Below are 25,240 nucleotides of genomic sequence, written 5' to 3' on the forward strand. Positions count from 1 at the left end.
TGTCTCGTGAAAAGGCCGGCGGCGCAAGACTCTGCCTTAGCCAGCCGATAAACCTTACCGGAACTCGGGCACCTTTACGCGGTCAGTCGCCTCGTATCGCCTGGATGTGTCGAAGAGCCTGCGGCCAACGGCGCGCGCAGTCTCCAGATGGGCGGCCGCATGGTTCGGTCCGGCTTCGAGCAACAGCTCCGATGTCACGACGCGGGCGCCGCAATAGTCGAAGATCCCGTGATCGATCTGCGTCTTCATGGCGCCGAAATAGCCGTGCCGCACATAGGTCCCGGCATCGGCGCCGCCGAGGCCGACCAGATGCACCGGCAGGCGGCCAAGCAACTTCACCAGCCCGGTATCCGGGCGATCGTCGTAAGCCCAGCCATTGGTGAACACCCGGTCGATCCATCCCTTGATAAGCCCCGGCATCGACCACCAGTAGACGGGATAGACGAGCACCAGCGCATCGGCGCGGTCGACCCTTGCCTGCTCGGCGGCAACGTCGGCGGGCAGCACCCCTTTCCTCAGATGCAGAGCAATATCTGCCGCGGTGAACCGGGGATCGAAGCCCTCGGCCGCGAGATCGGCAAACTCGACGGAATGGCCGGCATCGGAAAGTGTGACACCTTCGGCAAGATGGGCGGCGACGCGGTGGGTGAGCGACTGGGGATCGGGATGCGCGACGACGATGAGCGCGTGCATGGCGAAAACTCCTGCTGAATGATTGCGGATGGAGGACGCAGCCTGTATACCTTTAGTAAGCTACTTTCAGTAAGTTACTTTTGGTATATAGCGATGTCAAGCGCCGAAACAACAGGTCAGCCGACCGATCCGCAGCCGCGCCGCCGCCTGTCGCGTCAGGATCGGCATCGCCAGTTGCTCGACGTCGCTTGGCAGATCGCCCGTGACGAGGGAACGGAAGCGCTGACCCTCGGCCGGCTTTCCGAGCGGGCGGGCGTAACGAAACCCGTGGTCTATGATCATTTCGAAACCCGCCCAGGCCTGCTCGCAGCGCTCTACCGCGAATTCGACGCCCGCCAGACGGATGTGATGGACGCAGCCCTTGCGGCAAGCCAGCCGTCGCTTGCCGACCGGGCCACAGTCATCGCCACCTCCTATGTCGACTGCGTGCTGCTTCAGGGCCGCGAAATCCCCGGTGTGATCGCAGCACTTGCCGGCTCGCCGGAACTCGAAAGGATCAAGCGCGAATACGAAGCGGCCTTCATCGAGAAATGCCGCATCGCGCTTTCGCCCTTTACCGGTGCCGGCACGATCGCCGCAGCCGGCCTCTGGGCCATGCTCGGCGCCGCCGAAGCCCTCTCCTATGCCGCCGCGTCGGGCGACATCACCGCCGTCGAGGCAAAGAACGAACTGTTCGAAACCATCGTCGCGATGGTGGCGAGAAGTATGGGCGGCGGCACGCATCCCGATCACCTGCGCAATACGGCTGGCCTCGCATCGAGATGATCCGGCGGGAATAGCTGTATCGAATCCACCGCCCGCTTCGCCATGGAACTCGGTTATTTCGCGACCCTGGTGAGCGACGCGACGGCCGCCTTCTCGCACCTAATGATGCGTGCGGCGCACAAGCTGAACGGCCCGACCTACGCCCATGCTATTCTGACGATGGCCGAACTTATCGAAGTCTTGCCCAAGGCGTCTGCTTCAAAGGACAATGCCATGACCATGCTCTTCAAACTGCTCACAAGTGCCAGCTCGGAATCCCTGAACCGCGACCGGCGCAGGTTCCTGACCACCGCGGCGATCGGGATTGCCGCCGCGGGCGCGACCAGCCTGTTTCCGTCCTATCAGGCATCGGCTGCCGCGGGAGATGCGATCCGCCCGTTTCGCGTCGACACTCCCGAGGCGGACCTCCTCGACCTTCGCCGGCGCGTACTGGCAACACGCTGGCCCGAACGCGAGACGGTCGACGACCAGTCGCAGGGCATACAGCTCGAAAAGATCAAGCCGCTCGTCGATTATTGGGGCACCGGCTACGACTGGCGAAAGGCGGAAGCGAAGCTGAACGCGCTGCCGCAATTCATCACCGAGATCGACGGCCTAGACATCCACTTCATTCACGTCCACTCGAAACATCCGAATGCCCTGCCCGTCATCATCACCCATGGCTGGCCGGGATCGGTATTCGAGAACCTCAAGATCATCGGCCCGCTCACCGATCCGACCGCTCATGGCGGACGCGCCGAAGATGCATTCGACGTGGTCATTCCGTCGATGCCGGGCTACGGCTTCTCCGGCAAGCCGACCGGCACCGGCTGGGGGCCGGACCGCATCGCACGGGCCTGGGCGGAACTGATGAAGCGCCTCGCTTACAACAGCTACGTCGCCCAGGGCGGCGACTGGGGCTCGCCGGTCTCCGGCGCGATGGCACGGCTCGCGCCACAAGGTCTGCTCGGCATCCACATCAACCTGCCGGCTGTCGTGCCGCCCGAAGTTGCCGCGGTGCTCGCCGCGGGCGGGCCGGCGCCGCAGCGACTCTCCACCGAGGAACGCGCGGCGTTCGATGCCCTCAGCGCCGCAGCCAAGATGGGGAACAGGTCCTATGCCACGATGATGGGCACGGGGCCGCAGACGATCGGCTACGCCATATCGGACTCCCCGGCCGGCCTTGCGGCATGGACGCTCGGTCATCCAGGCTTCACGCACTGGACCTACGACAGCAGCGATCCCGAAAAGTCTCCCGACGAGGTGCTCGACGACATCACGCTTTACTGGTTGACCAACAGCGCCGCTTCCTCGGCCCGGATCTACTGGGAATATGGCGGCGGGCGCAGTCCCGTCCTTGCGGCCGGGGAGAAGACCTCCAAGATCGCGCTTCCGGTCGCCATCACCGTCTTTCCTGGGGAGAGCTATCAGGCCCCGGAGACATGGGCCCGTCGCGCCTATCGCAACCTTATCTATTTCCACAAGGTCGACAAGGGCGGCCACTTCGCCGCCTGGGAGCAGCCGGAGCTCTTCTCCGCCGAGCTTCGAGCAGCGTTCAGGCCGCTGCGCCGACCGATATGAGAGGAGCGGCGGCCCCTCGCCGCTCCAGGGATGCTGCCGCGGCCCTGCCACTTCCAGGCCTCGGCATCAGTCCCTATTCTCCCCCGCCGCCGTGAGGATCAGCTTTGTGATCTCGTCCGGGTGGGAGATCAACGACAGATGGCTGGCCTGGATTTCAATCGTCTTTGCTCCCATGCGTTTGGCCATAAAGCGTTCGAGATCGGGATTGATCGTCCGGTCCTCGGTCGAGACGGCATACCAACTCGGCTTCGAACGCCAAGCGGCCTGTGTCGTCTTGCCGGTCAGCAGCGCCTTCTGGAACGGTTGCTGCACGGCATAGAGCACTTTCGCCTTCGCCTCCGGCAGGTCACCGGCGAAATCACGCAGGAAGGCTTCCTCGCTGAGGCGTCCCTCGTCGCCGTCGAAGACGATGCCGGCCGAAGCCGGCGGCGTCGGGAAGGTTTTGGCGAGAGCGGTATAATCCTCACCTGCATCCGGCGCCCGCGCCGCGACATAGACGAGCGCCGAAACATTGGGGTGCACGCCGGACTCAGTCACCATCATGCCAGAAAACGAATGCCCGACGAGAACCGTCGGGCCGTCTTGTCGGTCGAGCACCCGCTTCACGGCAGCGACGGCCTCGGGCAGCGTCGTCAGCGGGTTCTGCACCGCCGTGGCATTGAGTCCAGCCGCCTGCAGGCGCGCGATCACCTCGGTCCAGCACGAGCCGTCGGCAAACAGCCCGTGCGCCAGCACGACGTTGCGCGCCTTTATGGGAGCGGATGTCGCGGCCATGCCGCGTGTGGCAAGCAGAGAAGCGGCAGCGCCGGCAACAAGGGCGGCCGAGAAAGCCCGTCTGTTCATCATCATGATCTGGTTCCTTGTGCGTCCAGGAATTGAAGGATCGAAAGCATGTCGGCTCGGGACCGAAGAACGGAAGCCAAGTCAAAATTGGTTGGTCTGTAATGCCATGTCGGAACGGTTCGTTAGCCGGGCGCGAGGCACTGGCCTTCGTCGGGTTGCGCGATCCCGTCGTCAAACTCGGTATTTGAAGCGGCTTCGTGTATGCAGAAGCCTGCTTGCTGGAGATTTATGTATTCCCATTCGACAGAAAGTCAATTATTGAATACGTAACACCTTCGTGATGCCACACGTGCATACACAGAAGAGGCACGCAATCGCATTTGCATACACGGGCGCTTGGGGCCGATGCCTGAAACAGATCGGAGATGACGGAATGGCGAATGGTTTCGAAACCGAGGATGACGGCGATGATCGCGGCTTGCTCTCCGATCGCATTCGCAACGCCCTGACCGACGAGATCGCCGCCGGCACGCTGGCGGCGGGTGCAGCGTTGGACGAACAGCAGCTTGCCGATCGTTTCGGCGCCTCCCGCACGCCGGTTCGCGAAGCGCTGCGTCAGCTGGCGGCGGGCGGCCTCGTCGAGCTTCGCGCCCGGCGCGGCGGCGTCGTCGCCCGTATGACGCCGGAGCGCATCATGGAGATGTTCGAGACGGTGGCCGAGATCGAGGCCGTCTGCGTCAGGCTCGCGACCTACCGCATGACGCCGCTGGAGCGCAGCCGCCTGATCGAACTGCACGAGCTCTCACGGCCAATCGTCGAAAGCGGCGACGTCAACGCCTATGATAGCTTCAACCGTCAGTTCCACGAGACCATCTACTGCGCCACCCATAACGGCTTCCTCGCCGAACAGGCGATCGCCATCCGCAACCGCCTGAACGCCTTCCGGCGCACGCAACTGCGCCAGGGCGAAAGGCTGAGCCGCTCCCGCGACGAACACGAGGCCATCATGCAGGCGATCGCCGAAGGCGACGGCGAGATGGCGTCACGGCGCATGCGCGCCCATATGCTCAACGCCGCCACCTCGCTCAGCCGTTTCATCGAGGCCAACAAGCCGGCGTGAATCTCCCTAAGGAATCGGGCAGTGGTATTTATAATGAGCCATGGTGGTCATCAACTCGTCGCCGGTGGCCCCGCGTATGCCGGGATTCTCCTCCAGGAACGTGCATAGCGTATTGCCGATCGCTTCCGCCGTAGTTCCGACTGGGATACATACGTTGACACCAACGGCGATTGCAAAATGCGCCGAGTTCACCATCCTGCTGGGTCTGGGAGCGGCTTCGGTAAAAATGYGACGAGCGAGTTGCTCATCACTATTCCATTTGTCCAACCAACCGGCAACATACCCGACGACAAACTGCCGGGACTCGCTGCAATCAGAATAGAGAACGTCACCGCTGGAAAACCCGGCTGGAATCTTTGCAGAAACCGTTGCCAAAAGGGTGGCGACAAGAATGCCCGACATCACATCTCCAAAGCTCGCAATAACGCAGAGCTTTGATCGGGAACGTGTCGGAAATTAGCTTAAAACGTGTCTTCTTTTTTGCTGCAACCAAAAAACAAAATGACAGCTAATCTCACCTCAGCCTCAATCGAACCGACTGACCTCAAGCCCGCTGCCGACCGGCAGCAGCACGCTTGATATCCCTGGCTTGGCACGGACAGCCTCACCATAGCGTTTGAGATCATCGCCTCCCGGGCGCAGCATGTTGTCGGCGACGATGATCGCGCCCGGATTGAGCTTGGGATAGAAGACTTCGAGGCAGGGAACGTAGAGATCCTTCCAGAGATCCACCAGCACGAAATCGATGCCGGAGGAAAGCGCGCCGATCATCTGGACGGCATCCCCGACCTTGAATTCCACATACTCGGCAAGCCCTGCCCTGACGGCCATGTCGCGTGCGTAGGCAGACTTGTAGTCGTGCATTTCCATGGTGATCAGCCGACCGCCGGAAGCGCGCGCGGCTTCCGCCAACCATATCCCGGAATAACCGAAGGAGGTGCCGAGTTCGAGGATCGTCGGCGCCTTGAGGCTCCTGGCGAGGATATTGATGAACTGCCCAGTCTCTGGTCCCACCGCGCGTAGCCGCTGATCCTGTCCTCCGTCGCGGCCGCCCGGAGGCAGTTCGCGCGGGCTGTTGTGCTCCGTCTCGATCATCGCGTGATAGATGTCGAGCACGTCCTGGATTTCGGTGTCCATTGTCTTCTCCATGACCGCCTGCACGAAATTCCTGCGTGTTGAGCAGATGATCATTGCCCGACCGAAACACCTCCGGAAAGTTAAACTTTGGCAATCATCGCCCTTGTTGGCCACCTTGCCGTTGCACATGCCGCCGGCGTCGGTTACATCATGCGCTCAATGGTCGGGTCACCCGGCCACGTAAGCGTTAACGTCACTCAACGCGTATGATCGAACGGCTTTTGCGGCTTCGATCTGCGCGACTATGTCCTGCGGATCGAGCTTCAAAGCCCCGGAAGGACACATGGATAACAATCAACTCAAAGAACAGACTTCACCCGCCCCTGTCATCGAGCGGATCCGCCACGACACGCGACGGCGCACCCTGATGGTCGAAAGCGTCATCGACATCACCCCCGGCATGCGCCGCATCGAATTGACCGGCGGCGATCTCGCCGACTTCACCAGTCTTGCACCCGATGACCACATCAAGATTTTCGTACCGGCCACCGATGGCGGGGAAGAACGCCGTGACTACACGCCGCGCCGCTACGACAATGCCGAACGCAGACTGACCATCGACTTCGCCTTGCACGAGGCAGGCCCCGTGACCCAATGGGCGATCGACGCGCGCCCCGGCGACAGGCTCGAGATCGGCGGACCAAGGGGCTCCGCCGTGGTTTCGAAGACAGTCAAACGATGGCTGCTGATCGGCGACGAAACGGCCCTGCCGGCAATCGGCCGCCGGATCGAGGAGAGCAGTGCCGGAACCGTCATCACCACAATCGCAGCCGTCACCGGCCCGTTGGAAGAGCAGGTCTTCGCGACATCAGCCGAACTGCACATCCACTGGGCGCATCGGCCTCTCTCGCAGGCAACCGATGCCGCAGCGCTGCTGAAATTGTTGAGCACGGTCGATATCCAACCGGAAACCTTCATCTGGGTCGCGGCGGAAGCCTCGGTAACACGCGATATCCGCGCCTATCTGCTGGAACGAGGTTGCCCGCTCGGCTGGATCAAGGCATCCGGCTATTGGGTGTTCGGCAAGGCCGACACGACTGAGAAATTCGGCTAGGGGTCATTCCACAGATTCCATTGGTGACGTGCTCTCACTCACTTCGCTCCGGATTTTATGATCCGGAGCGATCAGATGGATGAAGAGGTATGAATTGAGCAAGTCCCCGCATCTGCCGGAACGCTGCGGCAGGTGGTCGTCCGCAACTGTGAGCACCGGGCGCCAACCACCGACTTATCGAAGGAGATCGACCACGCGGCGGGCAGAACCCAATGCGAGCGTCCATCCCAACATGCCGTGGCCGGCATTGATGTAGAGACCTTTGATGCGTCTGGAGGCGGCGATCATGGGCTTGGAGGTCGGAGTCATGGGCCTCTCGCCCGACCATCTCGTCAGTTCGTCCGATCGGTCGAAAAGATCGGGCAGCACTGCGGACGCGGCCAGCTTGAGCGTGTCGAAACGCCCGACATCAAAACCGGCTCCGGGACGCTCGATGTCTGCCAGTCCGGCAACACGAAAACGGTCGCCGATTGCCACAAAGGCAAGCTTTCGCTTGACGTCTGTCAGGCTGATACTTGGTGCAAGGCTGGATCTTGGAATGGTGAGCGAGTAGCCTCTGACGGAGCGTATGTCCCGGGCCTCGGGCAGATCGGACACGAGGGAAAGGATCTGCGGCCCTGCGGCGACAATAGCGGCGTCGACGTGAAGCTCGTCGCGATCCTCGAACCTCAACCCTGTCAGCACGCCTCCCGTTTGGACAAAGCTCGAAACCCTCCTGCCGAAAAGCGTCGACACCTGCCCGCGCCCGACCATCCAGGCGGTCAGCTGGCGGCAAAATCCGGCCGCATCGCCGAGGGCATCATCCGGAGTATAAACGGCGCCGGCAATCTCTCCCTGATACGCGGCAAGCGCCGGTTCGATGTTTTCCGCCTCCACCCGCTTCAGCAGGCGTTGTTCGAAGCCAAGGGCATTCTTGCGCACGACACTGGAATGGGCGGCAGCAAAACTCTGCGGGTCGGCGTAGAGATGCAGCTTTCCGGCGACACGGTAATCGAATTCGACATCGGTTTCCTTAAGCAGGATCGCGAGTTCGTAACGGGATTGCTCGGCGAGGCGCAGGATGTCCTGCGTATTGTTCCACCAACGCCTGAACGGGGTATTGGCAATAAATTTCAGCCCCCAACGCAGAAAGTCCCGGTCGAGTTGCCAGTGGATGCGGAAGGCCGGATCGCGCCCCATCGCAATGGCTGGCAGATGCTTCAGCAGGGCTGGCGATGCCATAGCGTCACCATAGGCCCAGGACAGCTGCGCGGCGTTGCCGGCACTCGCCCCCGTGCCCGGCTCGCCCGCCGCATCGACAAGTGTCACATCATGCCCCGCCCGGGCGAGAAGATAGGCCGACGACACGCCGACCACGCCGGCGCCGATCACCGCAACGCGCCCCATCTCAGGCCTCGTCGCCGACGATGGCCGTCAGCTCGACTTCAACAGGAACCCCACGTGGCAGGGATGCAACGCCGACCGCGATGCGGGCATGCGTCCATCGATCCGGGAAAAGCTCTCGGAGCAGTTCCGAAGCGCCATCGACGACCGCGCCGTGGCGCTCGAAAGCAGCATCTGCCGCGACATAGCCCGCCAGCCGTACGAAGCCCTGGATCTTGTGGAAGCCCCCCGCAGCTCCCTCCAACTGGGCAAGCGCATTGAGGAGCGCCCAACGCGCACATTCTCGCCCCTCTTCGATGGAGACTGATGCTCCGAGGTGTCCCGTCTGCAGCACCACGCCATCCTTCAACGGCACTTGACCGGAAATGGTGATGATATTGCCGGTCCGCACAGCTCCGGAAAATGCACCCGGTGGCGAGGATGCTTCCGGCAGAGCAAGCTCGAGCTGTACCAGCCGTTCGCGCACGCGATTGCTTCCAGCCGACGAAGCATTGCGTGCCTTGCGGGCTGCCGCTTCGGCGCTGCGGTCGACGAAGGCCCTCATGACATTCCTATCGAGTTCAGTCAGCCGGTATTCCGGGTGCCATTGGATACCCAGGCAAAAGCCGTCTGTTTCTCCTTCGAATGCCTCGATGATGCCGTCCGGCGCCCTTGCAGCGACACGGAATCGTCCGTGGCCGGCCAAAGCATGCCGATGCAGGCTGTTGACGCGCGCCGACCTCTTCCCGACCCAGTTGGCGAGCACGCTGCCCTGCTCGACGATGATCTCGTGCGCCAGCACGTCGGGGACATCTTGCGGGATGTGGGATACGGCGGCGGCCGGCAGCTCGGTTTGAAATTTGCCTCCAAGGCATTCACCGATCAGTTGCATGCCATGGCAGATGCCGAGAAGCGGCTTGCCGGTTTTCAAGGCTTGCTCGACCAGCTGAATTTCGAACTGCCTGCGCGCCCCTGTCACCTCCGTCCCCGGCCGCGCACCGGTAAGGAGGATTCCATCGGCGAGTGCCAAGGCCGGTGCCAGGTTCCGGGTATTGTAAGGCAGGATCAACGGAATTCCCCCTGCCTCGGCTATGGCGTCCGCATAGTTGGCGCGTACCACATACTCCTTCTCGGTCGGAGCATCAGGCGCTTCGCTGAGGTCGGGCGTCATGAGGATCACCGGCCAACGAGGTTCATCCGATTGCGTTGCATGCCGACGTGCGTCGCCGGTGGCAACGGTCGTTTCAATGGTCATGGTCTTGGCCTTGTGATGACGAGTTAGCGGGTGGCCGGAAGGGCTAGCCGGCGCGAGAGGACCGAGAAAGGCCAGGCTATCGCGAAATAGCAGAGGCCGACGGCAATGTAGATTTGCAAGGGCAGGAAATACTCGGTCGCCATTGACCGCCCGGTGAGGACCAGTTCGTTGACGGTAACCAGCGAAGCGAGCGAAGAATCCTTGAGCAGCGAGACGAAGGTGATGATCATGGGCGCCAGAATGACACGCGCGACCTGCGGCAGGATGATCAGGACGAAGCTCTGGGCCGGGGTGAAGCCCGCGGCTAACGCTGCCTCGCTCTGCCCGGCAGGTATAGCCTTCAGGCCGGCGCGGAAAAGCTCTGCGACCTGGGCCGCGAAACACAACGCCAGGCCCGCAATCGCCGCGCCGAAAGCATCAAAGACGATCCCGATACCCGGCAAGCCGAAATAAAGCAGAAACAAAACCGCCAGCAGCGGCACGCCACGCACGATCGTCACATAAAGGGCCGCAAAATACCTTAGCGCCGCGAAACTGGATTTCTGGCAGAGCGAAAGCAGCAAGCCAAAAACGAATGCCAGGGCAAAGGCACAAACGGAAAGCAGGGCCGTATTCACCATCGCCCGCAGGAGGAGAGGCAGCCATTCGGCACCATAATCGCCATAGGGCGCTAGGAAAGCGCTCATCCTTTCAATCTCCCATAACGTCTTTCGAGGAACCGCGTGACCTGCATCAATGGCAAGCTCAGCAACAGGTAGAGTGCCGCCGCCGTCGCGTAGATCATTGTTGTCTGGAAGGACGACGTCACCATTGAGCGGGCAAAGAACATGATTTCCGGCGCCGCGATGGCCGAGACGACGGATGTATCCTTGAGGAGCTGCACCGCGTAGTTCCCGAGCCCTGGAAGCGCTATCCGCATGGCCTGCGGCGTCAGGATCTCAAAGATGGTCTGGAGCGGGGTCAGCCCTGCGGCAAGCGCCGCCTCCGCCTGCCCGCCAGGCAGCGCGGCGAAACCGGCGCGAAAGATTGCACAGGTGATCGCCGCTCCGATGAGCCCGAGGCCCAGGACGGCCGCCGTGATCGACGTCAATTTCACGCCGATGCTGGCAAGCCCGAAGTAGAGGATGAACAGATGCGTCAAGGCCGGCACATTGCAGAGAATCTCGCAGCAGACATCGATCACCAGATCGATGAATTTGATCCCGGCAAATTGCCTGAGCAGGGCGAGAAGGAACCCGAAGGCGGCTGCGAGCGCCAGCGAGGCGATCGTGACGAAAACGGTTATGCCGAGGCCGGCGACGAGCCCCTGGACGACCGAGAAAAATATGGAAAATCCGGTCATGACGCGCCTAGTGCCGGATCTTGTTGAGAAACGCTTGCGTTCGCGCTTCGCGGGGAGCGGTTATGACCTGGCGTGCCGGCCCGGCTTCGACGATGGTGCCGCCGTCAAGAAACAGGACGCGATCGGCAATGTCGCGCGCGAACGCGATCTCGTGCGTGACGATCAGCATCGTGCGCCCTTCGGCCGCCAGCTCCTCCATCACTTTCAGAACTTCCTGGACCAGTTCGGGATCGAGTGCGGATGTCGGCTCGTCAAACAGCATGAGCTTTGGCTTCTGGGCAAGCGCCCGCGCGATCGCGACACGTTGCTGCTGGCCACCGGACAGTTCGAGCGGTGAGGCGTCGGCGCGGTGCGTCATATGGACTTTGGCCAACATCTCCAACGCCAGTTCGCGGGCCTCGGCAGCAGGCAGGCCGCGCACCTTGCGCGCCGCGATCGCCACGTTTTCCGTCACCGACAGATGCGGCCAGAGATTGAAGAGCTGGAAGACCATGCCCATCTCGGCGCGTTGCGGTGCAAGTTGCCGGTCGCTCATGACATGGCCGTTGCGCGCACCGATGCGCTCGCCATCGAGGCGGATCTCGCCGGCACTGGGCTTTTCCAGAAAATTCATGCAGCGCAGACAGGTGGATTTCCCGGAGCCGGACGGACCGATCAGGGCAATCTTCTCACCTGGCGCGACATCGAAATCGATGCCTTTGAGAACTTCGATAGGACCATAGCTCTTGCGCAGGCCTGCAACGCTGAGAAGCGCATTCATCGCCGTTTCCTTATGCGACTATATCTACAGCGCCGCGCGTCTTTTCAGACGCGCCAAGGACGCTGTAGCACCTTGAATTGCTGCATAATTTTCTCCTGAAATCGATTCTGATTTAAGGAATTATGCAGTAGGCGAAGAGGGTGGACGAAAGCTGCCGTGCAGCTTCCGTCCGCACGGCTGTTCAGCCGCCAGCTGCGCAAGACGGCAGCTTGTAATCTGCCGGGCGATCGACGCCGGCTCGGAAGTTTTGGCCCACCGGCTTGAACCAGACATCCGACGACAATCCGTAGCGGGCGCCGATTTCCTTCATCTCGCAAGTCTTCCACATGTCAGCGATGATGACGTCCATCTTCTGGCGCAAATCGTCGTTCTTCTGATTGAGGCCAAAGACCACCTGGCCGAGACCGGTCAGCAGCGGGAAATCCGGACTGTTATCGGTGAAGGCAAGGAAGTGCATATTCCAATCAGGGTTCTGCTTGATGGCATAGGAGACCACCGGCGGATCGCCGATGACAGCGTCGATGCGCCCGGCAATAAGATCGCGCACGGCCGCGTCGGACGTGTCGTAGAGCGAGAGCTGAAGATCTTTGATGCTCTTCAATTCCGGAATGAACGAAAAGCCGGTGATCGTGCCGATCTTCTTGCCTTCCAGATCGGAAAGCTTGTCCCAACTCGTCTTCGTCGATTGCATGATGCCATTTTTGAAGTAGTGGATCGGCTCGGACAAACTCATGATCTTCGTACGCTTTTCGGTCCAGCCCATGGTGCCGAGCATGGCGTCGACGCGGCCTGACTGAACGGAGGCGATCGTACCCGACCATTCCATGAGCGCCGGCTCAATCTTGAGGCCGAGCTTGTCGGCAATGCGCTGCATGATTTCACCGTCGTAGCCTATCAGCTTCCCGTCCTGCCAGCCGGAGCCGGGCATGTCGCCGGTGAAGGCAACCGTCAGCTTGCCCTGCTCGGCAAGTTCGAAAGCATTGGCGATAGATGAAAGGGACATGAAGCTGCCTGCCAGCAGAGCGCACGTCACCATCCTTCTCGAAAGAGAAAGTGCCATTGTTCTGTGATCCTTGATTTGTTGGTTCCCCGGTCCGGTGGTTTCTGCTCCCCGGATGTCGCGTTCGACGAGAAGAAACTTGACACCGAAGACCGCGCCTGAATTTTATAAATCAGACATTTTCTTTGAAAAAAGGACATGGCTGCGCCCATGATCACATCCGAGCAACCTCCTGAAGCATCCGCCGGCGAGCCAGACTATGTGCGCTGGCTCGACGATCTTTGGGCCGAGCGGCTTCTGGTCGCACGCGACCGAAAGGCCGATCTCTCCGTCGGCATTCTCCTCTGGCCGACCTTCCCGATGATGTCGCTGACGGGTATCGTCGAGCCTCTCAGGCATGCGGCGGACTTCGCCGACAATTCCCGTCCATTACATTGTCGCTGGTCGATCATGGGGGCTCCGGGCCATGCAGCGGTCGCCAGCTGCGGCATCCGGGTTCACGCCGATGCGCCCTACATCAACCCGACCGACTTCGACTACGTCGTGGTTATCGGTGGCCTCCTGCCACATCTGCGCGCCGCACCCGGCAAGCATCGCGACTATCTCAGGGTGGCGGCATCGGCGGGTGTCCCGGTAATTGGTGTTTGCACGGGCGCCTTCGTCTTGGCGCAGGAAGGACTGCTTGCCGGACGCAAGGCGTGCGTTCATCCGTTTCATGCGGAGGATTTCCGTATTGCCTTTCCGCGTCTAGCCTTCTCCACGCGCGATGATTTCCTGATCGAAAACGGTCGCATTACCGTGCCTGGCGGCGTATCGATCCTGTCGCTGATGACTGAACTCATCCGCACGCATTGCGGACCGGATCGGGCGGCCAAGGCCGTGCACCAGCTTTCGCTCACGGAGCAGAAGCACATGAGCGTCTTCGATCACGGCCGCGCCACAACATTTCGCCGCACAGAAGATTCGCGCATACAGCGAGCCGTCGTTCTCATCGAGAGTCGGAAAGGCCGCGACGTCTCACCGGAACAGGTGGCCTCTTTGGTCGGCCTGTCGCCACGCCAGTTCGCGCGTCTCTTCCAGGACAATATCGGCATTACCCCGAAGCGCTTTATCGTCGAGACGAGATTGCGCTATGGCCGTTTTCTGATCGAAAATAGCACACTGCCCATGACGGCGATCGCCTTTGAAATCGGATTCTCCGACTCCGCCCATTTCGCGACCGCTTTTCGCAAGAAGTATGGCAAGCCTCCCAGGAGTTTCCGCTGATCTTTGTCGGGTCACCACGGCAGGATCGAAAACCGACTTCGACACTATTGCGATTTAATCGGATACGATTTATATAGGTCTCATCGTTAGAAAGCCCGGACAGGATGGACCGATGCCGACATCTAAAGCAGCTAAGGGGCCGGATATGCCCGCGCCCGCCTCCCCGCCGGCGGGCAAGGACGGCCGGAAACTTTCGAATTTCCTGTGCTTCGCGGTCTATTCGGCAAATCTCGCCTTCGGCCGCGCCTATAAGCCAATCCTGGACGAGCTTGGCCTGACCTACACCCAATATATCGCTATGGTGGCCCTCTCCGAAGAGGACGACCAGACCGTCGGCGTGTTGGGGGAAAAGATGTTCCTCGAATCCAACACCCTGACTCCCATCCTCAAGAAGCTGGAGTCGAATGGTTTTATCACCCGTCACCGCGATCCCGCCGATGAACGGCAGGTGCGGGTCAGCCTGACGCCGGCGGGACGCCAACTGGTTGAAACCGATCCCGGCAACGCGCTGCTTGGCGCCATCGGCCTCGGCGACGACTTTCCCGTCGTGCAGAAATCGGTGACGACGCTGCGCGACAACCTGCTGCGGTCAACGCAGGGCGAACCGGGGAAATCGTGATCGCGGCATCAGTCGCCTGATCTCGCCTGGGTCTACTGCCGCAGCGGCCGGAACGCAGCCCTAAGCTCGGCAGTGAAAGCCATCGGCTGTTCCCAGGCGGCGAAGTGACCGCCCTTCGGCAGCCGGTTGTAGTGGATGAGCTTCGGATAGGCCTTCTCCGCCCAGCTCTGCGGCGCCTGGTAGATCTCATCGGGAAAAGCACTGACCGCCACCGGGATCTTGATGCCCCTGGGGTCGAAGAACCCGCCCGACGGATGGTGCGCGTTGTCCCAATAGAGGCGTGCCGAGGAGATTGCGGTGTTCGTCAGCCAGTAGAGCGTGACGTTGTCGAGGATATCGTCCTTGGTCAGCCCCTCGGGCTCTCCGTCGAAAACGCGGGCGATCATCCGGTAACTGCGGATGTCGTGATCGAGCATCCACGACGCAAGCCCGACCGGCGAGTCGACGATGCCGTAGAGCGTCTGCGGCCGGTTGTTCATCTCGATGGCATAGCCCAGCCCATTCTTGTAGAAATCGTCGAGCTGATCGAAGGCGCGCCTTTCGTCCGGCGACAGGTCGGCTGGCGGCATGCCGCCGGCGGCAAGAGCCTTGGCGATGTCAGCCGGAACCGTGGCCGCCATGTTCGTGTGGATGCCGAGCAATCCCGGCGGCTCCTGCACCGCCATCAATTCGGTGACCGCGTTGCCCCAGTCGCCACCCTGCGCCACGAACTTCGTGTAGCCGAGACGTTGCATCAGCGTCACCCAAGCGTGCGCGATGCGCGGCGGGTTCCAGTTCCCCGACCCCGTCGGTTTCCCGGAAAAGCCGTAGCCCGGCAAAGACGGGATCACCACGTCAAATGCATCCTCTTCGCTCCCGCCATGCGCCGTGGGATCCGTGAGCGGTTCGATGATCTTCAGCTGCTCGATGATCGAGCCAGGCCATCCATGTGTGACGATCAACGGCAGCGCATTTTTATGCTGGGAGCGCACGTGAATGAAGTGGATATCCAGCCCGTCGATCTCGGTGATGAATTGCGGCAAAGCATTGAGCCGCGCCTCCATCTTACGCCAGTCGTAATCCGTCGCCCAATGTTTCGCGAGTTTCTGGATTGTCGCAAGCTGCACGCCCTGGGTATCGTCCGCGACGGTCTCCCTGTCAGGCCAACGGGTGGCCGCGACGCGCCGGCGCAGATCGTCAAGCTGATCCTCGGAGAAATTGACGCTGAATGGGCTAAGCCCGTCGCCGTTTGCCTCAGCGCTGCGCGTCCCGCCAAGCATGCCGATGGCTCCGGCGGCGGCCGTGGCCGCAAGCAGCTCGCGCCGCGTGGGCGTTGATAGGGATGTGGGTGGCATGACGCTCTCCTCTCCGTTTGATCTGTTCGGAAACGGACGAAGATCGACTGACCGACCTCGTTCGCAGCAGCAGGTCATTCGCGTCTGTCCGGGGACTATGCGCCCGGGCAATACAGGGGTCAACTTACCCTGTCAGGCTGTACCTCGACTGTCTCGATGGACGACTGGTCATTGCAAAGAGCCGTGGCTGCGGGCAGCATCGGCGCGAGATTGATGAGGAGAGGAGAATGCATGCCCGACATCGCGATGGGCGTCTTGAGCCGGAACGGAACCGTTCTTCTGGCCAGGCGCAGTTCGGAGCGCAAGGTGCACCCGGATCGCTGGAGCCTCCCGGGCGGCCATATCGAAGAGGGTGAAGACGCCGAGACGGCAATGTGCCGGGAATTGATGGAAGAAATAGGCGTGACGCCGGAGCTCTGGCAGTTTGCAGGACGGTTCGGATCGGAAGGCCCGCCCGAAGCATCCGTCACGTTCCATGTCTATCACGTCGATAAATGGCACGGCCGGCCGCGACTTATCGGTGATGAACACACCGAGCTCAGATGGTTCACCGCCGCCGCGATAGAAAAAGAAGCCGAATTGGCGTTGCCTCAGCTCACTGAGATGCTGGCAAACCTGGCCATGCGGAAACCAGGCGCACCCGCTTAGGTCTCTTTGGCGGTCACGACGTCTCGCCGGCTGAACGGGTCTTCAGCGCGCATGATGCTGGACGTCGCCAAGCGCACCAGCCTCCATCATCTCGGCCGCCCTCGCATAACCGCCGCCCATCCCGTCGAGGAAATGCAGGTGCGAATCCGGCCTGTCCGATGGCACGAGACAAGTCATCAGCGCATGCGACTGGCGGTGCAGTCCGAAGTTGATCTCGCCGCGCGCCCTTGCCGGAACGAGGATCGCTTCGACCCTGTCGATCTGTTCCGGCGTGCAGTCCAGCGTCAGGCGCAAACCGTCGTCGAACTTGCGGAAATCCGAATTGGCGGCGACCTCCGACCAGCCTTTCGCATCGACCTGCTTCCCACTTTCTCGTGACAAAGGAATACCGCCGGGAAGCGGATGAGACTGGCGCGGCGCGGCATCGAAAACCGCAAGCACACGTTTCCCCAGCGCCGCAAAGACCTCGGGACTGATATGGTCGCTTGGCTCGACCAGCAGCGACAGGATCTCGCCACGTTGGCTTGGGAACGGGGTCCAGTCACAGCTGAGGCCAGCCAGATCAGGCTTCGTCGCGTAGCGGCCCGGCTTGACCAGATACCGGCCGCTCTTGATCTGCTGCTCCGCCCATTTGAGCCCTCCCCCTGCAAACATCGCATAGGTCGCTTTTTCCGAAGCCGCATAGCGGGCAATTCTGACGTCGCGCCCACTATTGCGGATTTCACGCACGGTGAGCAGCCCGATCCGAAGGGTAAGATCGAGATCGCTTCTTGCAAAGCTCGCGACCTGCCGCAACGCCGAGGTCGCGGCCATGATGCCGTGCGGCGGCAAGGCGAATGCCGCCCCATCCCCACGAAACACGAAGGGGAAATCGAACGAACCCCAGGCATTGCCGAGCGCCGCGATGACAGATGCGCCGGCATAGTTGACGTCTTCATAGCGCCCCGACCGGATCGCCGCGGTCGAGCTGACGACGTCGGTGATGCCGATCAGCCAGTCATCGGGCAACGGCTCATAGACATCAGGATCGAGCACGAGCGAAAACTCGTCATAGGCCTGGTGCGGCTGGGCGTGGCTATTGATCATGGCGTATCCAGATCGGCAAGATTTCCGGTGCCTGCTACCTCAGGAAGGGGTCTGCCGGCGATCGGCAGGCCCTCCGCATCAAATCCTCTGGCGGTGAGGTCTACCCTTCCGCGCTCAGACAAGCTTGGTCTCGACGTCGATATTGCCGTGTGTCGCCTTGGAATAAGGGCAGATGCCATGGGCTGCCTCGATCAGCTCCTGCGCGACGTCGCGATCGATGCCGGGCAGGCTGACATTGAGGCGCGCCCTGAGGAAGAAGGAACCGTTATCGACGTTAAGATCGATCTCCGCATCGACCTCGGGACCGGCCGGCAGCGTGATCTTCCGTTGCGAGGCGGCGAACTCGATGGCGCCGATATAGCAGGCCGACCAGGCGATGCCGAACAGGTTTTCGGCAGCTGGATGAGGTTGCGGCAGCTTGATGTCGATCGTGCCGTCGCTGCTGCGTGCAGAGCCGTTGCGGCCGCCGGAGATGTGGGTTTTGCCGGTAAAGAGAAGCTTCTCGGTCATGGTGATATCCTTTCGGTTTGGATTTATTACGCATCCGATTAAATCGGATGCGCTCTAATACGCCGCACCAAAACCGATGTCAACAACATTCCGATTTAATCGGATACGATTTGTTTCTCCGACAAACTCATCGCATCAAGGCAATCCTCGACGGCAGCTGCGCGAGCAGACCTACCCGCTGAGCAAAGTCACGTCTTGCCCGGGAACAGAGCCCTCTATAGGTTCTGCCGGCAAGCGCGAGGTGACGTCCATGAAAAGCCCGGAGAGATGACATGTCCTCCATAACAGCAGACAATGCGGGACAGTATGGCGACAGCCGGAAGCTCGCCGCGCGGGCTCGACTGCATAGCCAATACACCATCGCCGAGACGGCCTGGTTTCCATGGGTTGCGGCGCGGTTGTCCCTGAAGCCAGGCGCTCGTGTCCTCGACGTCGGCTGCGGGCCGGCCTGGTTCTGGGCAGCAACGGCAGGTCTGCTGCCGGAGAATCTTGACCTGACGCTCGCCGACCTTTCACAAGGCATGGTCGACGAGGCGGTGGCGCGTTGCAGCGCCCTGCCATTCGGCTCCGTCCGGGGTTGCCAAGCCGACGCAGCCGCACTCCCCTTCGAAGATGGCGTGTTCGATGCCGTGGTCGCGATGCATATGCTCTATCACCTGCCCAACCCGGCCGCCGGCATCACGGACATGTCAAGAGTGCTGAAACCAGGCGGCTTACTCGCGGTCACAACCAACGGCGCCGGCAATATGCGCGAGATCTACGAGCTAACGACGATATTCGGCAGTGCCCCATCCGATCCGGCTGCCGAAGCCTTCGGATATGACGCTGCCGAACGATTGATGCGGTCGCAATTTGGAAACGTGAGCATGTCGCAGCATCCGGCAAGCCTGCGGATCACCGAGCCCGAGGATGTATTCCTGGCGCTCACCTCCTATCCACCCGGCGATGGCGCCGGCGAACTGCAGCTCACCAGGTTCCGTCAAGCCATTGCCGATGCGTTCAGGCAGTGCAACGGCGTGCTTGAGGTCCGCAAGGAAACTGCGCTGTTCTTGAGCAGGAAGACGGCCTGATCCGATCACTGCATCTGCTGCGACGTTACGAGCGCGGCCGGCCGTCGTCGAACAGCGTGGCGAGCCACTGGTAGTATCGCGGCTGCTGCTCTCGCAGCTGGCTGCGCGAATAAGGCGGCCGATCGATGTCACCGAACAGGTAGACGCTGGCCGTGACCGCGAAGAACTCGTGACCATTGCTCATCATGTAGGAATCGCCCGGCCAGACCCGCCGGCCGATATCGAAGAATTGCTTGACATCGGGATTGTCGAATCCGCCCGGAAGCATCCGGTCGTGGTAGGCATGCAGAAGTTCATGCAGGATGATCGGCTTGTCGGGCGCAAGACTTTTGACGCGCAGGTCGATGCCGGTCTTGCTGCTGTAATGGCCGGGCCCGGCTTTTGCGGCGGCTGGGTTGGCCCAGATCCTGATCGTGCGCATGAAGGTGAGAACATCGGGTTTAAGATCGACATGCTCGACAATGTCGAGCTGCCGCTTGACGGCCGCGACCATCTCCCGGTCGGGCTCCGCGCCCTTGGCGTTGGTGAGATCGACCTGCCATCCATGATAGTTGAAAACCAGCGGATCGGCTGACGCCGCCCCCGCTGCCGAGATCATGATGGCGATGGCGGCGCAAAGCGCCAGAATTCTCGAAATCGGTCTCACGGCCCCTCCTCAACATGTCCGACGCGGACTGTTGCACAGGCACCCTGAAGGCACAATCGCGTCATCACGGCGTTGATGTCGCGCGCATAAAGTCGGGAAAATGCCGATGTCGCCGAGCGGCGCTCAGACCTTCTCTCTCTTCCTGATTTTTTCCTTCGGTTCCACCGGCGCATCGGGCGTCGGGGCCAGAAGTTTGCGCAGCGATCCGATCTTGTCCTTCACCAACGGCCGGAAGCGCGTCGCGCGATAGGGCATGTCGGCAGCACCATAACCCTCCGGCCCGTCGTCATTGCCGCGATTGATTTCCGCAAGCTTCACCCCGATGAAGGTGCCGTCGATATAATGGGTATATTCGCCCACCCAGCGGATCGTATAGATCTCGCCTTTGCGGATGAGCTGGTCGATGCTGACATGCTTGAAGGTATCGTTGATGCAGACGACCTTCTGGCCGACGTGGAAATCATAGCTCATGGATCAAACTCTCGAAACGGCAATCCGCCTGGCCGATCTATAGCGTGCCCTGCGGCGGGGATGAACCGTTTTCTGCCAGCCGGCCCAATTGCGGCCGCAACATCAGCATCCGCCGCATGGTTCAGGAGGACATGCATCAGTCGCAATAGGCCTTGCCGCTTTTGCGGGAGCGAAGATCGAAGTGGAAGTGGTTCCAGTGCTCCGGGTTGCTGCCAGGCCCCAGCACGGTGTTGAAATAGCGGCAGCTGTCGCTGCGCACCGCCTTCAGCAGCCGCCCCTCGCGCAGCGAGAACAGGCCCTTCTTGCGCACGTCGATCTCGTGGCCGTTCTTCAGCACGAACTTGCCGACGTCGATGGCGTTGCCGCGGGCGTGTTCCGACATCGGATTGTATTTCTGCCGGCTGTTGTTCATGCGCCGGCAGGAATAGCCGCCGAGCGGCTGGATCGTCTTGATGCCGGACCAGTAACGGTAGCGGGCGGACGGTGCCAGTTCGTTCTTGACCCATTTGGCGAAGGCGAGCGTCACCTGGCAGTTCAGCGTTACAGCCGGGCGGACGCCGATATTGCCGGAAAGCCCCTTCAGCGACACCGGATAAGGCACCTGGCAGGCCGGGCCGTTCGAAATCGGCGGCTTGTCGTCGAAGAGCACGCCCATGCGCTTCAGCTCGCGCCGGCAGGCAAGCTCGGACGATGGCATGACGCTGGGATCGACGGGTGCCGCCGGCTCGCTCATCATCGGATTGTTCGGCCGCAGCATCGCGACCTCTTCGCTCTCGTCCTCTTCGGGAACACGGGTCGGCGCCACCACCGGGCTGCCGTCGTTCCAGGCGGGCGCCCGGCTCATCTGCGTCTGCGCAGCCGGCTGCGGCATTGGTTGCTGCGCGGGCTGGCGCATGGGCTGGTTGAGCTGCGTCGGATTGTCGGTGCCGATGCCGTCGACAACAGGCTCGGTGGCATTGCCCTCGGCGATCTGCTGCTGTTGTTCCTGCGCCAGCCCGACGACCGGCTCGGCTCCGAGCTCATCATCCATGTTGACGCCGCCGGATGGGATCGCAAGATCCTGCGTGCCGCCCCAGTTCTGGTTCTGCTGCGCCAGCGCCTCGTCGCTGTCGATCATCGGCAGCTTGCGCCCCGGTGCGGTTTGCGGCGGAGCGGCTCGTGCAGCGTGGCCGGTACCGGCAAGGTTCGGCGTGTCGAGGTAATCGACGGAGCCCTGGCTATTGCCGACGGGCGCGCTGGAAACTGGATAGGAGGCCTGACTTTCCACAGGTGCCATTCGGACCGAGGGCGCCATGCGCGCCGCTGGCGCCCGCGCGGGCGAGATCGAGCTGACCCTGGTGCCGTTGTCGACATTGGCCGGCGGCACCAGTCCGTCGCTGATCGAACAGGTCGTCAGCGCCGCCGAGAGGATAACGGGCAAAAGGGTTCGCCGAGGAAAGGAAACAAACGCCATACTCTTATCGCTTCCGCAGGCTGGCTGGGCAGTGACCGAAAAAACTCACTCTAATTTTAATTAAAAACGGTGAATGAAAACTTACCGGCACAATCTGAAGGCGACGGAAATGAAAAAGGCCGGTTTCCCGGCCCTTGATCTCTCCGTTTCCTCACGCAGCCCGTGTGTATCGGGTGACTGCTGACTGCTCCCCGCGCAGGCGGAAATTCGCAAGCAGCGTCTTCAGCTGGGTGCTCTCGTCTGCGAGCGTGCGGCTCGCCGCCGTCGTCTGCTCGACCATCGCGGCATTCTGCTGGGTCATCTGGTCCATATGGTTGACGGAACCGTTGATCTCGTTCAGCCCGGTCGACTGCTCGCGTGCCGCAGTGGCGATCGAGGCGACGTGGTCGTTGACCTGATTGACCAGCGCCTCGATTTCCAGCAGCGCTTCGCCCGTCGAGCGCACCAGCGCCACACCGCCCTCGACTTCCGTCGCCGATCGGCTGATCAGTTCCTTGATCTCCTTGGCCGCATTGGCCGAACGCTGGGCGAGTTCGCGTACCTCTTGCGCAACGACCGCAAAGCCGCGGCCCGCTTCGCCGGCGCGTGCGGCCTCGACGCCCGCATTCAGCGCCAGAAGATTCGTCTGGAAGGCGATCTCGTCGATGACCGAGATGATCTGACCAATGCGGTTGGAGGAATCCTCGATCCGGCCCATCGCCGTCACCGCATTGCGGACGATCTCGCCGGATTTTCCGGCACTTGCCTTGGTCTCGGCCACCATCTCGCGCGCCTCGTTCGCCCGTTCGGATGCCGTCTTGACCGTCGCGGTGATCTCGTCGAGCGCTGCCGCCGTCTCTTCGAGTGCGGCCGCCTGCTGCTCCGTGCGCTTCGACAGGTTGCCGGTCGCCTCGCTGATGTCGGAAGCGCTTTCGTTGACCACATGGCTCGATTCGGCGATCGCATGGATCACGCCGTTCAGTGCATCGACAGCGGCGTTGAAATCGCCCCTCAGCTTGGCGTAATCCTCGCCGATATCGCCGATCGCAACCGTCAGGTCACCGCCCGCAAGCTTCTCCAGGCCGACGCCGAGCGCCTGCATCGCTAGAGTTTGCCGCTCGGACGCCGAACGCAGACTTGCCTCGTTGCCGCGACGCTCTTCCTCGATCTGCCGCTGCCTATCGTCTTCCCGCCCGCGCAGCGCGCTACGCTCATCGACGGAGTCGCGCAGCACCAGCAGCACCTTGGCCATCTGGCCGATCTCATCGCGACGGTCACTGCCGGCGATCTCCACCGATGCTTCTTCGGCGGCAATCGCGTTCATCGCTGCCTTCAGCCGGGCGATCGGCGCCGTGACGCTGCGCACGATGGCATAGGCGATCGCGATCGTGGCGGCGGCGCCAAGCAGGCAGAGCACTGCGGCCCACATCGCATTCTGGCGATAGAGCGCGGCAAGATCATCCGCATAGACACCGGTGCCGACGATCCAGCCCCAGGGCTCGAAACCGGCGACATAGGAATACTTCAGCACCGGCTGGTCGGCGCCCGGCTTCGGCCAAAGATAATCGACGAAGCCCTTGCCGTCCTTCTTCACCTTGTTGACGAACTCAACGAACAGGAACTTGCCCGTCGGATCCTTCATCTGGGAGATATCGGTGCCGTTCAGCTGCGGCTTGATCGGGTGCATCACCATGGTGGGACGCATGTCGTTGATCCAGAAATAACCGTCGGCGCCGTAGCGCATCGCGCCGATCACGTCCTTGGCGGCCGCCTGCGCCTGTTCGCGGGTCATCGTGCCCGCCTGTTCCATCTTGTAATATTTGTCGAAGATGCCGAGCGCCGTCGCATCCATTTGCGCCAGCCCCGCCTTCCGCTCCGCTTCCAGCTCGGAATAAGAATAGTTCAGAAAGAAGACCATCGTCGCCGCAAGCACGGCAAGCGTGAATCCGACGAGGCAGTAGAGACGGGTGGAAATCTTGACGTTGCGCATGAGGTTCCCGGCGATTCTTGTATTTGAGATCGATCGCATTCTGAATTGCCGGAATTACTGGAGCGTAAAGCTTAATTAGAAGGCCATTAAATAACGTAAGGTCAGGTGACAGCCGTAAAATTCAACCATTTGAAATCGAATGAAATTTCAATCGGCAAAGGCGGCAACATTTTTCCCGCCGGCTGCCTCTAGCACCCGGCATTGCTGTCTTTTACAGCCCACGGCCTTTGCACTAGGGTGCTCTCCAGTGAATCGCCGGCCCGACGCCGCACCCAGATGGAGAAAACTTGATGACCGATGCCGCCAAGCCGAGAGGCGAACTGACGCTGCGCACACTTGCGATGCCCGGTGATGCCAATCCGGCTGGCGATATCTTCGGCGGCTGGGTCATGGCGCAGATGGACCTTGCCTCCGGCATCCGCGCCACTGAGCGCGCCAGGGGCCGTGTCGTCACTGCCGCCGTCAAGGAGATGGCTTTCGAGCTGCCGGTCAAGATCGGCGATACGCTGTCTGTCTATACCGATATCGAGCGCGTCGGCCGCACCTCGATCACGCTCTGCGTCGAAGCCTGGGCGAACCGCGCCCGTTATGCCAAAATGGAAAAAGTGACGGCCGGCACCTTCATCATGGTGGCGCTCGACGAAGAGGGCAAGCCCAAGCAAGTCCCCGAGGAGTGACAGGCCGGGGATCGACAACATGGAAACGGTCAGTTCGCCGGAGGTCTTCCTTCACATCAAGGTGGTGATGGGCATGGTCATCAGCCTTTCGCTCGCCAGGGTGCTGACCGGCGTTGCCGGCATCGTCCAGCATCCAGCCAAGGCCAAGGTCTACCCCATCCATCTCGGCTGGGCGCTGTCGATGTTCCTGTTCATCATCCATATCTGGTGGTGGGAATATCGCTTGCAGGCCGTGCCGGCCATCGGCTTCGGCATCTATCTCTTCCTGATCTGCTTCTGCAGCCTGTTCTTCCTGCTCTGCGCCCTGCTCTTTCCTGCCTCGCTCGACGAATATGGCGGCTACGAAGAATATTTCATTTCCCGGCGCAAATGGTTCTTCGGCATCCTCGGCCTGACCTACGCCGTCGATATTCTCGATACGGCGATCAAAGGTCATGAACGCATCCTCTCTCTCGGCTGGGAATATCCCGCGCGCAACATTGTCTACATCATCCTCTGCACCATCGCCGCCTGGACTCCCAACCGCCGCTTCCACGCCACCTTCGTCATCGCCAACCTGATCTACCAGATAAGCTTCATCTTCCGCCTCTATGATGTTCTTGGGTGAGACGTGGTCCCGCGAAGCGCGGGGCAATCGATCCAGTGAATCGATTGCAAGGT

General features: G+C 61.4%; 27 protein-coding genes. 10 read left to right on the forward strand and 17 right to left on the reverse strand.

The features are described from left to right. Positions 1 to 54: 54 nt before the first annotated feature. On the reverse strand, positions 55 to 693 hold the full coding sequence (locus AC1D1Z_RS02780; protein WP_028733138.1) for an NAD(P)H-dependent oxidoreductase: 639 nt from the start codon (positions 691 to 693) through the stop codon (positions 55 to 57). 93 nt (positions 694 to 786) lie between these two features. On the opposite strand from AC1D1Z_RS02780, the gene AC1D1Z_RS02785 reads away from it, so the two are divergent. After that, a complete protein-coding gene (locus AC1D1Z_RS02785) occupies positions 787 to 1,458 on the forward strand; it encodes a TetR/AcrR family transcriptional regulator (RefSeq protein WP_130652596.1) in 672 nt (223 codons plus the stop codon). Positions 1,459 to 1,500: 42 nt separating this feature from the next. Next, the gene (locus tag AC1D1Z_RS02790; RefSeq protein WP_113541986.1) at positions 1,501 to 3,018 is read left to right on the forward strand and encodes an epoxide hydrolase family protein; all 1,518 of its coding nucleotides are present in this window, start codon (positions 1,501 to 1,503) and stop codon (positions 3,016 to 3,018) included. Between the two features lie 66 nt (positions 3,019 to 3,084). Here AC1D1Z_RS02790 and AC1D1Z_RS02795 read toward each other — a convergent pair whose 3' ends face one another. Continuing rightward, complete coding sequence (locus AC1D1Z_RS02795; protein WP_130652597.1) at positions 3,085 to 3,867, reverse strand: alpha/beta hydrolase; 783 nt, start codon at positions 3,865 to 3,867, stop codon at positions 3,085 to 3,087. Positions 3,868 to 4,234: 367 nt separating this feature from the next. Between AC1D1Z_RS02795 and AC1D1Z_RS02800 the strand changes: the two genes are divergently transcribed. Further along, positions 4,235 to 4,921: a GntR family transcriptional regulator gene (locus AC1D1Z_RS02800; RefSeq protein ID WP_115157390.1), complete on the forward strand. Its 687-nt coding sequence runs from the start codon at positions 4,235 to 4,237 to the stop codon at positions 4,919 to 4,921. A 6-nt stretch (positions 4,922 to 4,927) separates the two neighbouring features. Here AC1D1Z_RS02800 and AC1D1Z_RS02805 read toward each other — a convergent pair whose 3' ends face one another. Both AC1D1Z_RS02805 and AC1D1Z_RS02810 read right to left on the reverse strand, forming a co-directional pair. After that, positions 4,928 to 5,323 carry a hypothetical protein gene (locus AC1D1Z_RS02805; RefSeq protein ID WP_477849433.1) on the reverse strand — a complete coding sequence of 132 codons (396 nt, stop codon included), beginning with the start codon at positions 5,321 to 5,323 and terminating at the stop codon, positions 4,928 to 4,930. Positions 5,324 to 5,446: 123 nt separating this feature from the next. Next, positions 5,447 to 6,058, reverse strand: a complete 612-nt coding sequence (locus AC1D1Z_RS02810; RefSeq protein WP_477849435.1) for an O-methyltransferase — start codon at positions 6,056 to 6,058, stop codon at positions 5,447 to 5,449. Between the two features lie 283 nt (positions 6,059 to 6,341). Between AC1D1Z_RS02810 and AC1D1Z_RS02815 the strand changes: the two genes are divergently transcribed. Continuing rightward, positions 6,342 to 7,112, forward strand: coding sequence for a siderophore-interacting protein (locus tag AC1D1Z_RS02815; RefSeq protein ID WP_028733143.1), 771 nt, complete (start codon positions 6,342 to 6,344; stop codon positions 7,110 to 7,112). Positions 7,113 to 7,286: 174 nt separating this feature from the next. Here the strand turns inward: AC1D1Z_RS02815 and AC1D1Z_RS02820 are convergent, their stop codons facing one another. From AC1D1Z_RS02820 to AC1D1Z_RS02845, 6 genes are all read right to left on the reverse strand, one after another. Continuing rightward, complete coding sequence (locus AC1D1Z_RS02820) at positions 7,287 to 8,498, reverse strand: FAD-dependent oxidoreductase (protein ID WP_130652599.1); 1,212 nt, start codon at positions 8,496 to 8,498, stop codon at positions 7,287 to 7,289. A 1-nt stretch (position 8,499) separates the two neighbouring features. Continuing rightward, complete coding sequence (locus tag AC1D1Z_RS02825) at positions 8,500 to 9,729, reverse strand: Atu1372/SO_1960 family protein (protein ID WP_113541980.1); 1,230 nt, start codon at positions 9,727 to 9,729, stop codon at positions 8,500 to 8,502. A 23-nt stretch (positions 9,730 to 9,752) separates the two neighbouring features. After that, positions 9,753 to 10,415 carry an amino acid ABC transporter permease gene (locus AC1D1Z_RS02830; RefSeq protein WP_130652600.1) on the reverse strand — a complete coding sequence of 221 codons (663 nt, stop codon included), beginning with the start codon at positions 10,413 to 10,415 and terminating at the stop codon, positions 9,753 to 9,755. After that, a complete protein-coding gene (locus AC1D1Z_RS02835; protein WP_018447236.1) occupies positions 10,412 to 11,071 on the reverse strand; it encodes an amino acid ABC transporter permease in 660 nt (219 codons plus the stop codon). Before AC1D1Z_RS02835 ends, AC1D1Z_RS02830 begins: the two co-directional genes overlap by 4 nt. 7 nt (positions 11,072 to 11,078) lie before the next feature. After that, entirely contained in the window at positions 11,079 to 11,831 is a 753-nt protein-coding gene (locus AC1D1Z_RS02840) for an amino acid ABC transporter ATP-binding protein (RefSeq protein WP_018242470.1), read from the reverse strand. A gap of 181 nt (positions 11,832 to 12,012) precedes the next feature. Continuing rightward, a complete protein-coding gene (locus AC1D1Z_RS02845) occupies positions 12,013 to 12,891 on the reverse strand; it encodes an ABC transporter substrate-binding protein (RefSeq protein ID WP_026230804.1) in 879 nt (292 codons plus the stop codon). A 150-nt stretch (positions 12,892 to 13,041) separates the two neighbouring features. Here AC1D1Z_RS02845 and AC1D1Z_RS02850 point away from each other — a divergent pair, with 150 nt between their 5' ends. Next, a complete protein-coding gene (locus AC1D1Z_RS02850) occupies positions 13,042 to 14,097 on the forward strand; it encodes a GlxA family transcriptional regulator (protein WP_130652601.1) in 1,056 nt (351 codons plus the stop codon). Positions 14,098 to 14,242: 145 nt separating this feature from the next. Further along, entirely contained in the window at positions 14,243 to 14,716 is a 474-nt protein-coding gene (locus AC1D1Z_RS02855; protein ID WP_018242473.1) for a MarR family winged helix-turn-helix transcriptional regulator, read from the forward strand. Between the two features lie 32 nt (positions 14,717 to 14,748). Here AC1D1Z_RS02855 and AC1D1Z_RS02860 read toward each other — a convergent pair whose 3' ends face one another. Beyond that, positions 14,749 to 16,050, reverse strand: coding sequence for an epoxide hydrolase family protein (locus AC1D1Z_RS02860; protein ID WP_130652602.1), 1,302 nt, complete (start codon positions 16,048 to 16,050; stop codon positions 14,749 to 14,751). 231 nt (positions 16,051 to 16,281) lie between these two features. Here AC1D1Z_RS02860 and AC1D1Z_RS02865 point away from each other — a divergent pair, with 231 nt between their 5' ends. Next, the gene (locus AC1D1Z_RS02865) at positions 16,282 to 16,698 is read left to right on the forward strand and encodes an NUDIX hydrolase (protein ID WP_130652603.1); all 417 of its coding nucleotides are present in this window, start codon (positions 16,282 to 16,284) and stop codon (positions 16,696 to 16,698) included. Between the two features lie 42 nt (positions 16,699 to 16,740). Here the strand turns inward: AC1D1Z_RS02865 and AC1D1Z_RS02870 are convergent, their stop codons facing one another. Both AC1D1Z_RS02870 and AC1D1Z_RS02875 read right to left on the reverse strand, forming a co-directional pair. Next, positions 16,741 to 17,784 (reverse strand): DUF3095 family protein, encoded by a 1,044-nt coding sequence (locus tag AC1D1Z_RS02870; RefSeq protein WP_477849441.1) that lies wholly within the window; start codon positions 17,782 to 17,784, stop codon positions 16,741 to 16,743. Positions 17,785 to 17,898: 114 nt separating this feature from the next. Next, the gene (locus tag AC1D1Z_RS02875) at positions 17,899 to 18,294 is read right to left on the reverse strand and encodes an Ohr family peroxiredoxin (protein ID WP_047621029.1); all 396 of its coding nucleotides are present in this window, start codon (positions 18,292 to 18,294) and stop codon (positions 17,899 to 17,901) included. A gap of 272 nt (positions 18,295 to 18,566) precedes the next feature. On the opposite strand from AC1D1Z_RS02875, the gene AC1D1Z_RS02880 reads away from it, so the two are divergent. Next, positions 18,567 to 19,364, forward strand: coding sequence for a class I SAM-dependent methyltransferase (locus tag AC1D1Z_RS02880; protein WP_130652605.1), 798 nt, complete (start codon positions 18,567 to 18,569; stop codon positions 19,362 to 19,364). 25 nt (positions 19,365 to 19,389) lie between these two features. On the opposite strand, the gene AC1D1Z_RS02885 is transcribed toward AC1D1Z_RS02880, so the two are convergent. The 4 genes from AC1D1Z_RS02885 to AC1D1Z_RS02900 all read right to left on the reverse strand — a co-directional run bounded on the left by AC1D1Z_RS02885 (position 19,390) and on the right by AC1D1Z_RS02900 (position 23,903). Continuing rightward, complete coding sequence (locus tag AC1D1Z_RS02885) at positions 19,390 to 20,010, reverse strand: hypothetical protein (protein WP_018242479.1); 621 nt, start codon at positions 20,008 to 20,010, stop codon at positions 19,390 to 19,392. 123 nt (positions 20,011 to 20,133) lie between these two features. Next, positions 20,134 to 20,481, reverse strand: coding sequence for a CAP-Gly domain-containing protein (locus AC1D1Z_RS02890; RefSeq protein ID WP_130652606.1), 348 nt, complete (start codon positions 20,479 to 20,481; stop codon positions 20,134 to 20,136). A gap of 136 nt (positions 20,482 to 20,617) precedes the next feature. Further along, positions 20,618 to 21,934, reverse strand: coding sequence for an extensin-like domain-containing protein (locus tag AC1D1Z_RS02895; RefSeq protein ID WP_027684088.1), 1,317 nt, complete (start codon positions 21,932 to 21,934; stop codon positions 20,618 to 20,620). Positions 21,935 to 22,085: 151 nt separating this feature from the next. Continuing rightward, complete coding sequence (locus AC1D1Z_RS02900; protein WP_130652607.1) at positions 22,086 to 23,903, reverse strand: methyl-accepting chemotaxis protein; 1,818 nt, start codon at positions 23,901 to 23,903, stop codon at positions 22,086 to 22,088. Between the two features lie 290 nt (positions 23,904 to 24,193). Here AC1D1Z_RS02900 and AC1D1Z_RS02905 point away from each other — a divergent pair, with 290 nt between their 5' ends. Continuing rightward, positions 24,194 to 24,580, forward strand: a complete 387-nt coding sequence (locus AC1D1Z_RS02905) for an acyl-CoA thioesterase (RefSeq protein ID WP_003560314.1) — start codon at positions 24,194 to 24,196, stop codon at positions 24,578 to 24,580. 19 nt (positions 24,581 to 24,599) lie between these two features. Further along, positions 24,600 to 25,187 (forward strand): hypothetical protein, encoded by a 588-nt coding sequence (locus AC1D1Z_RS02910; RefSeq protein ID WP_018447223.1) that lies wholly within the window; start codon positions 24,600 to 24,602, stop codon positions 25,185 to 25,187. Positions 25,188 to 25,240: the final 53 nt, after the last annotated feature.

Source organism: Rhizobium sp. P1_E1 (assembly GCF_056406015.1).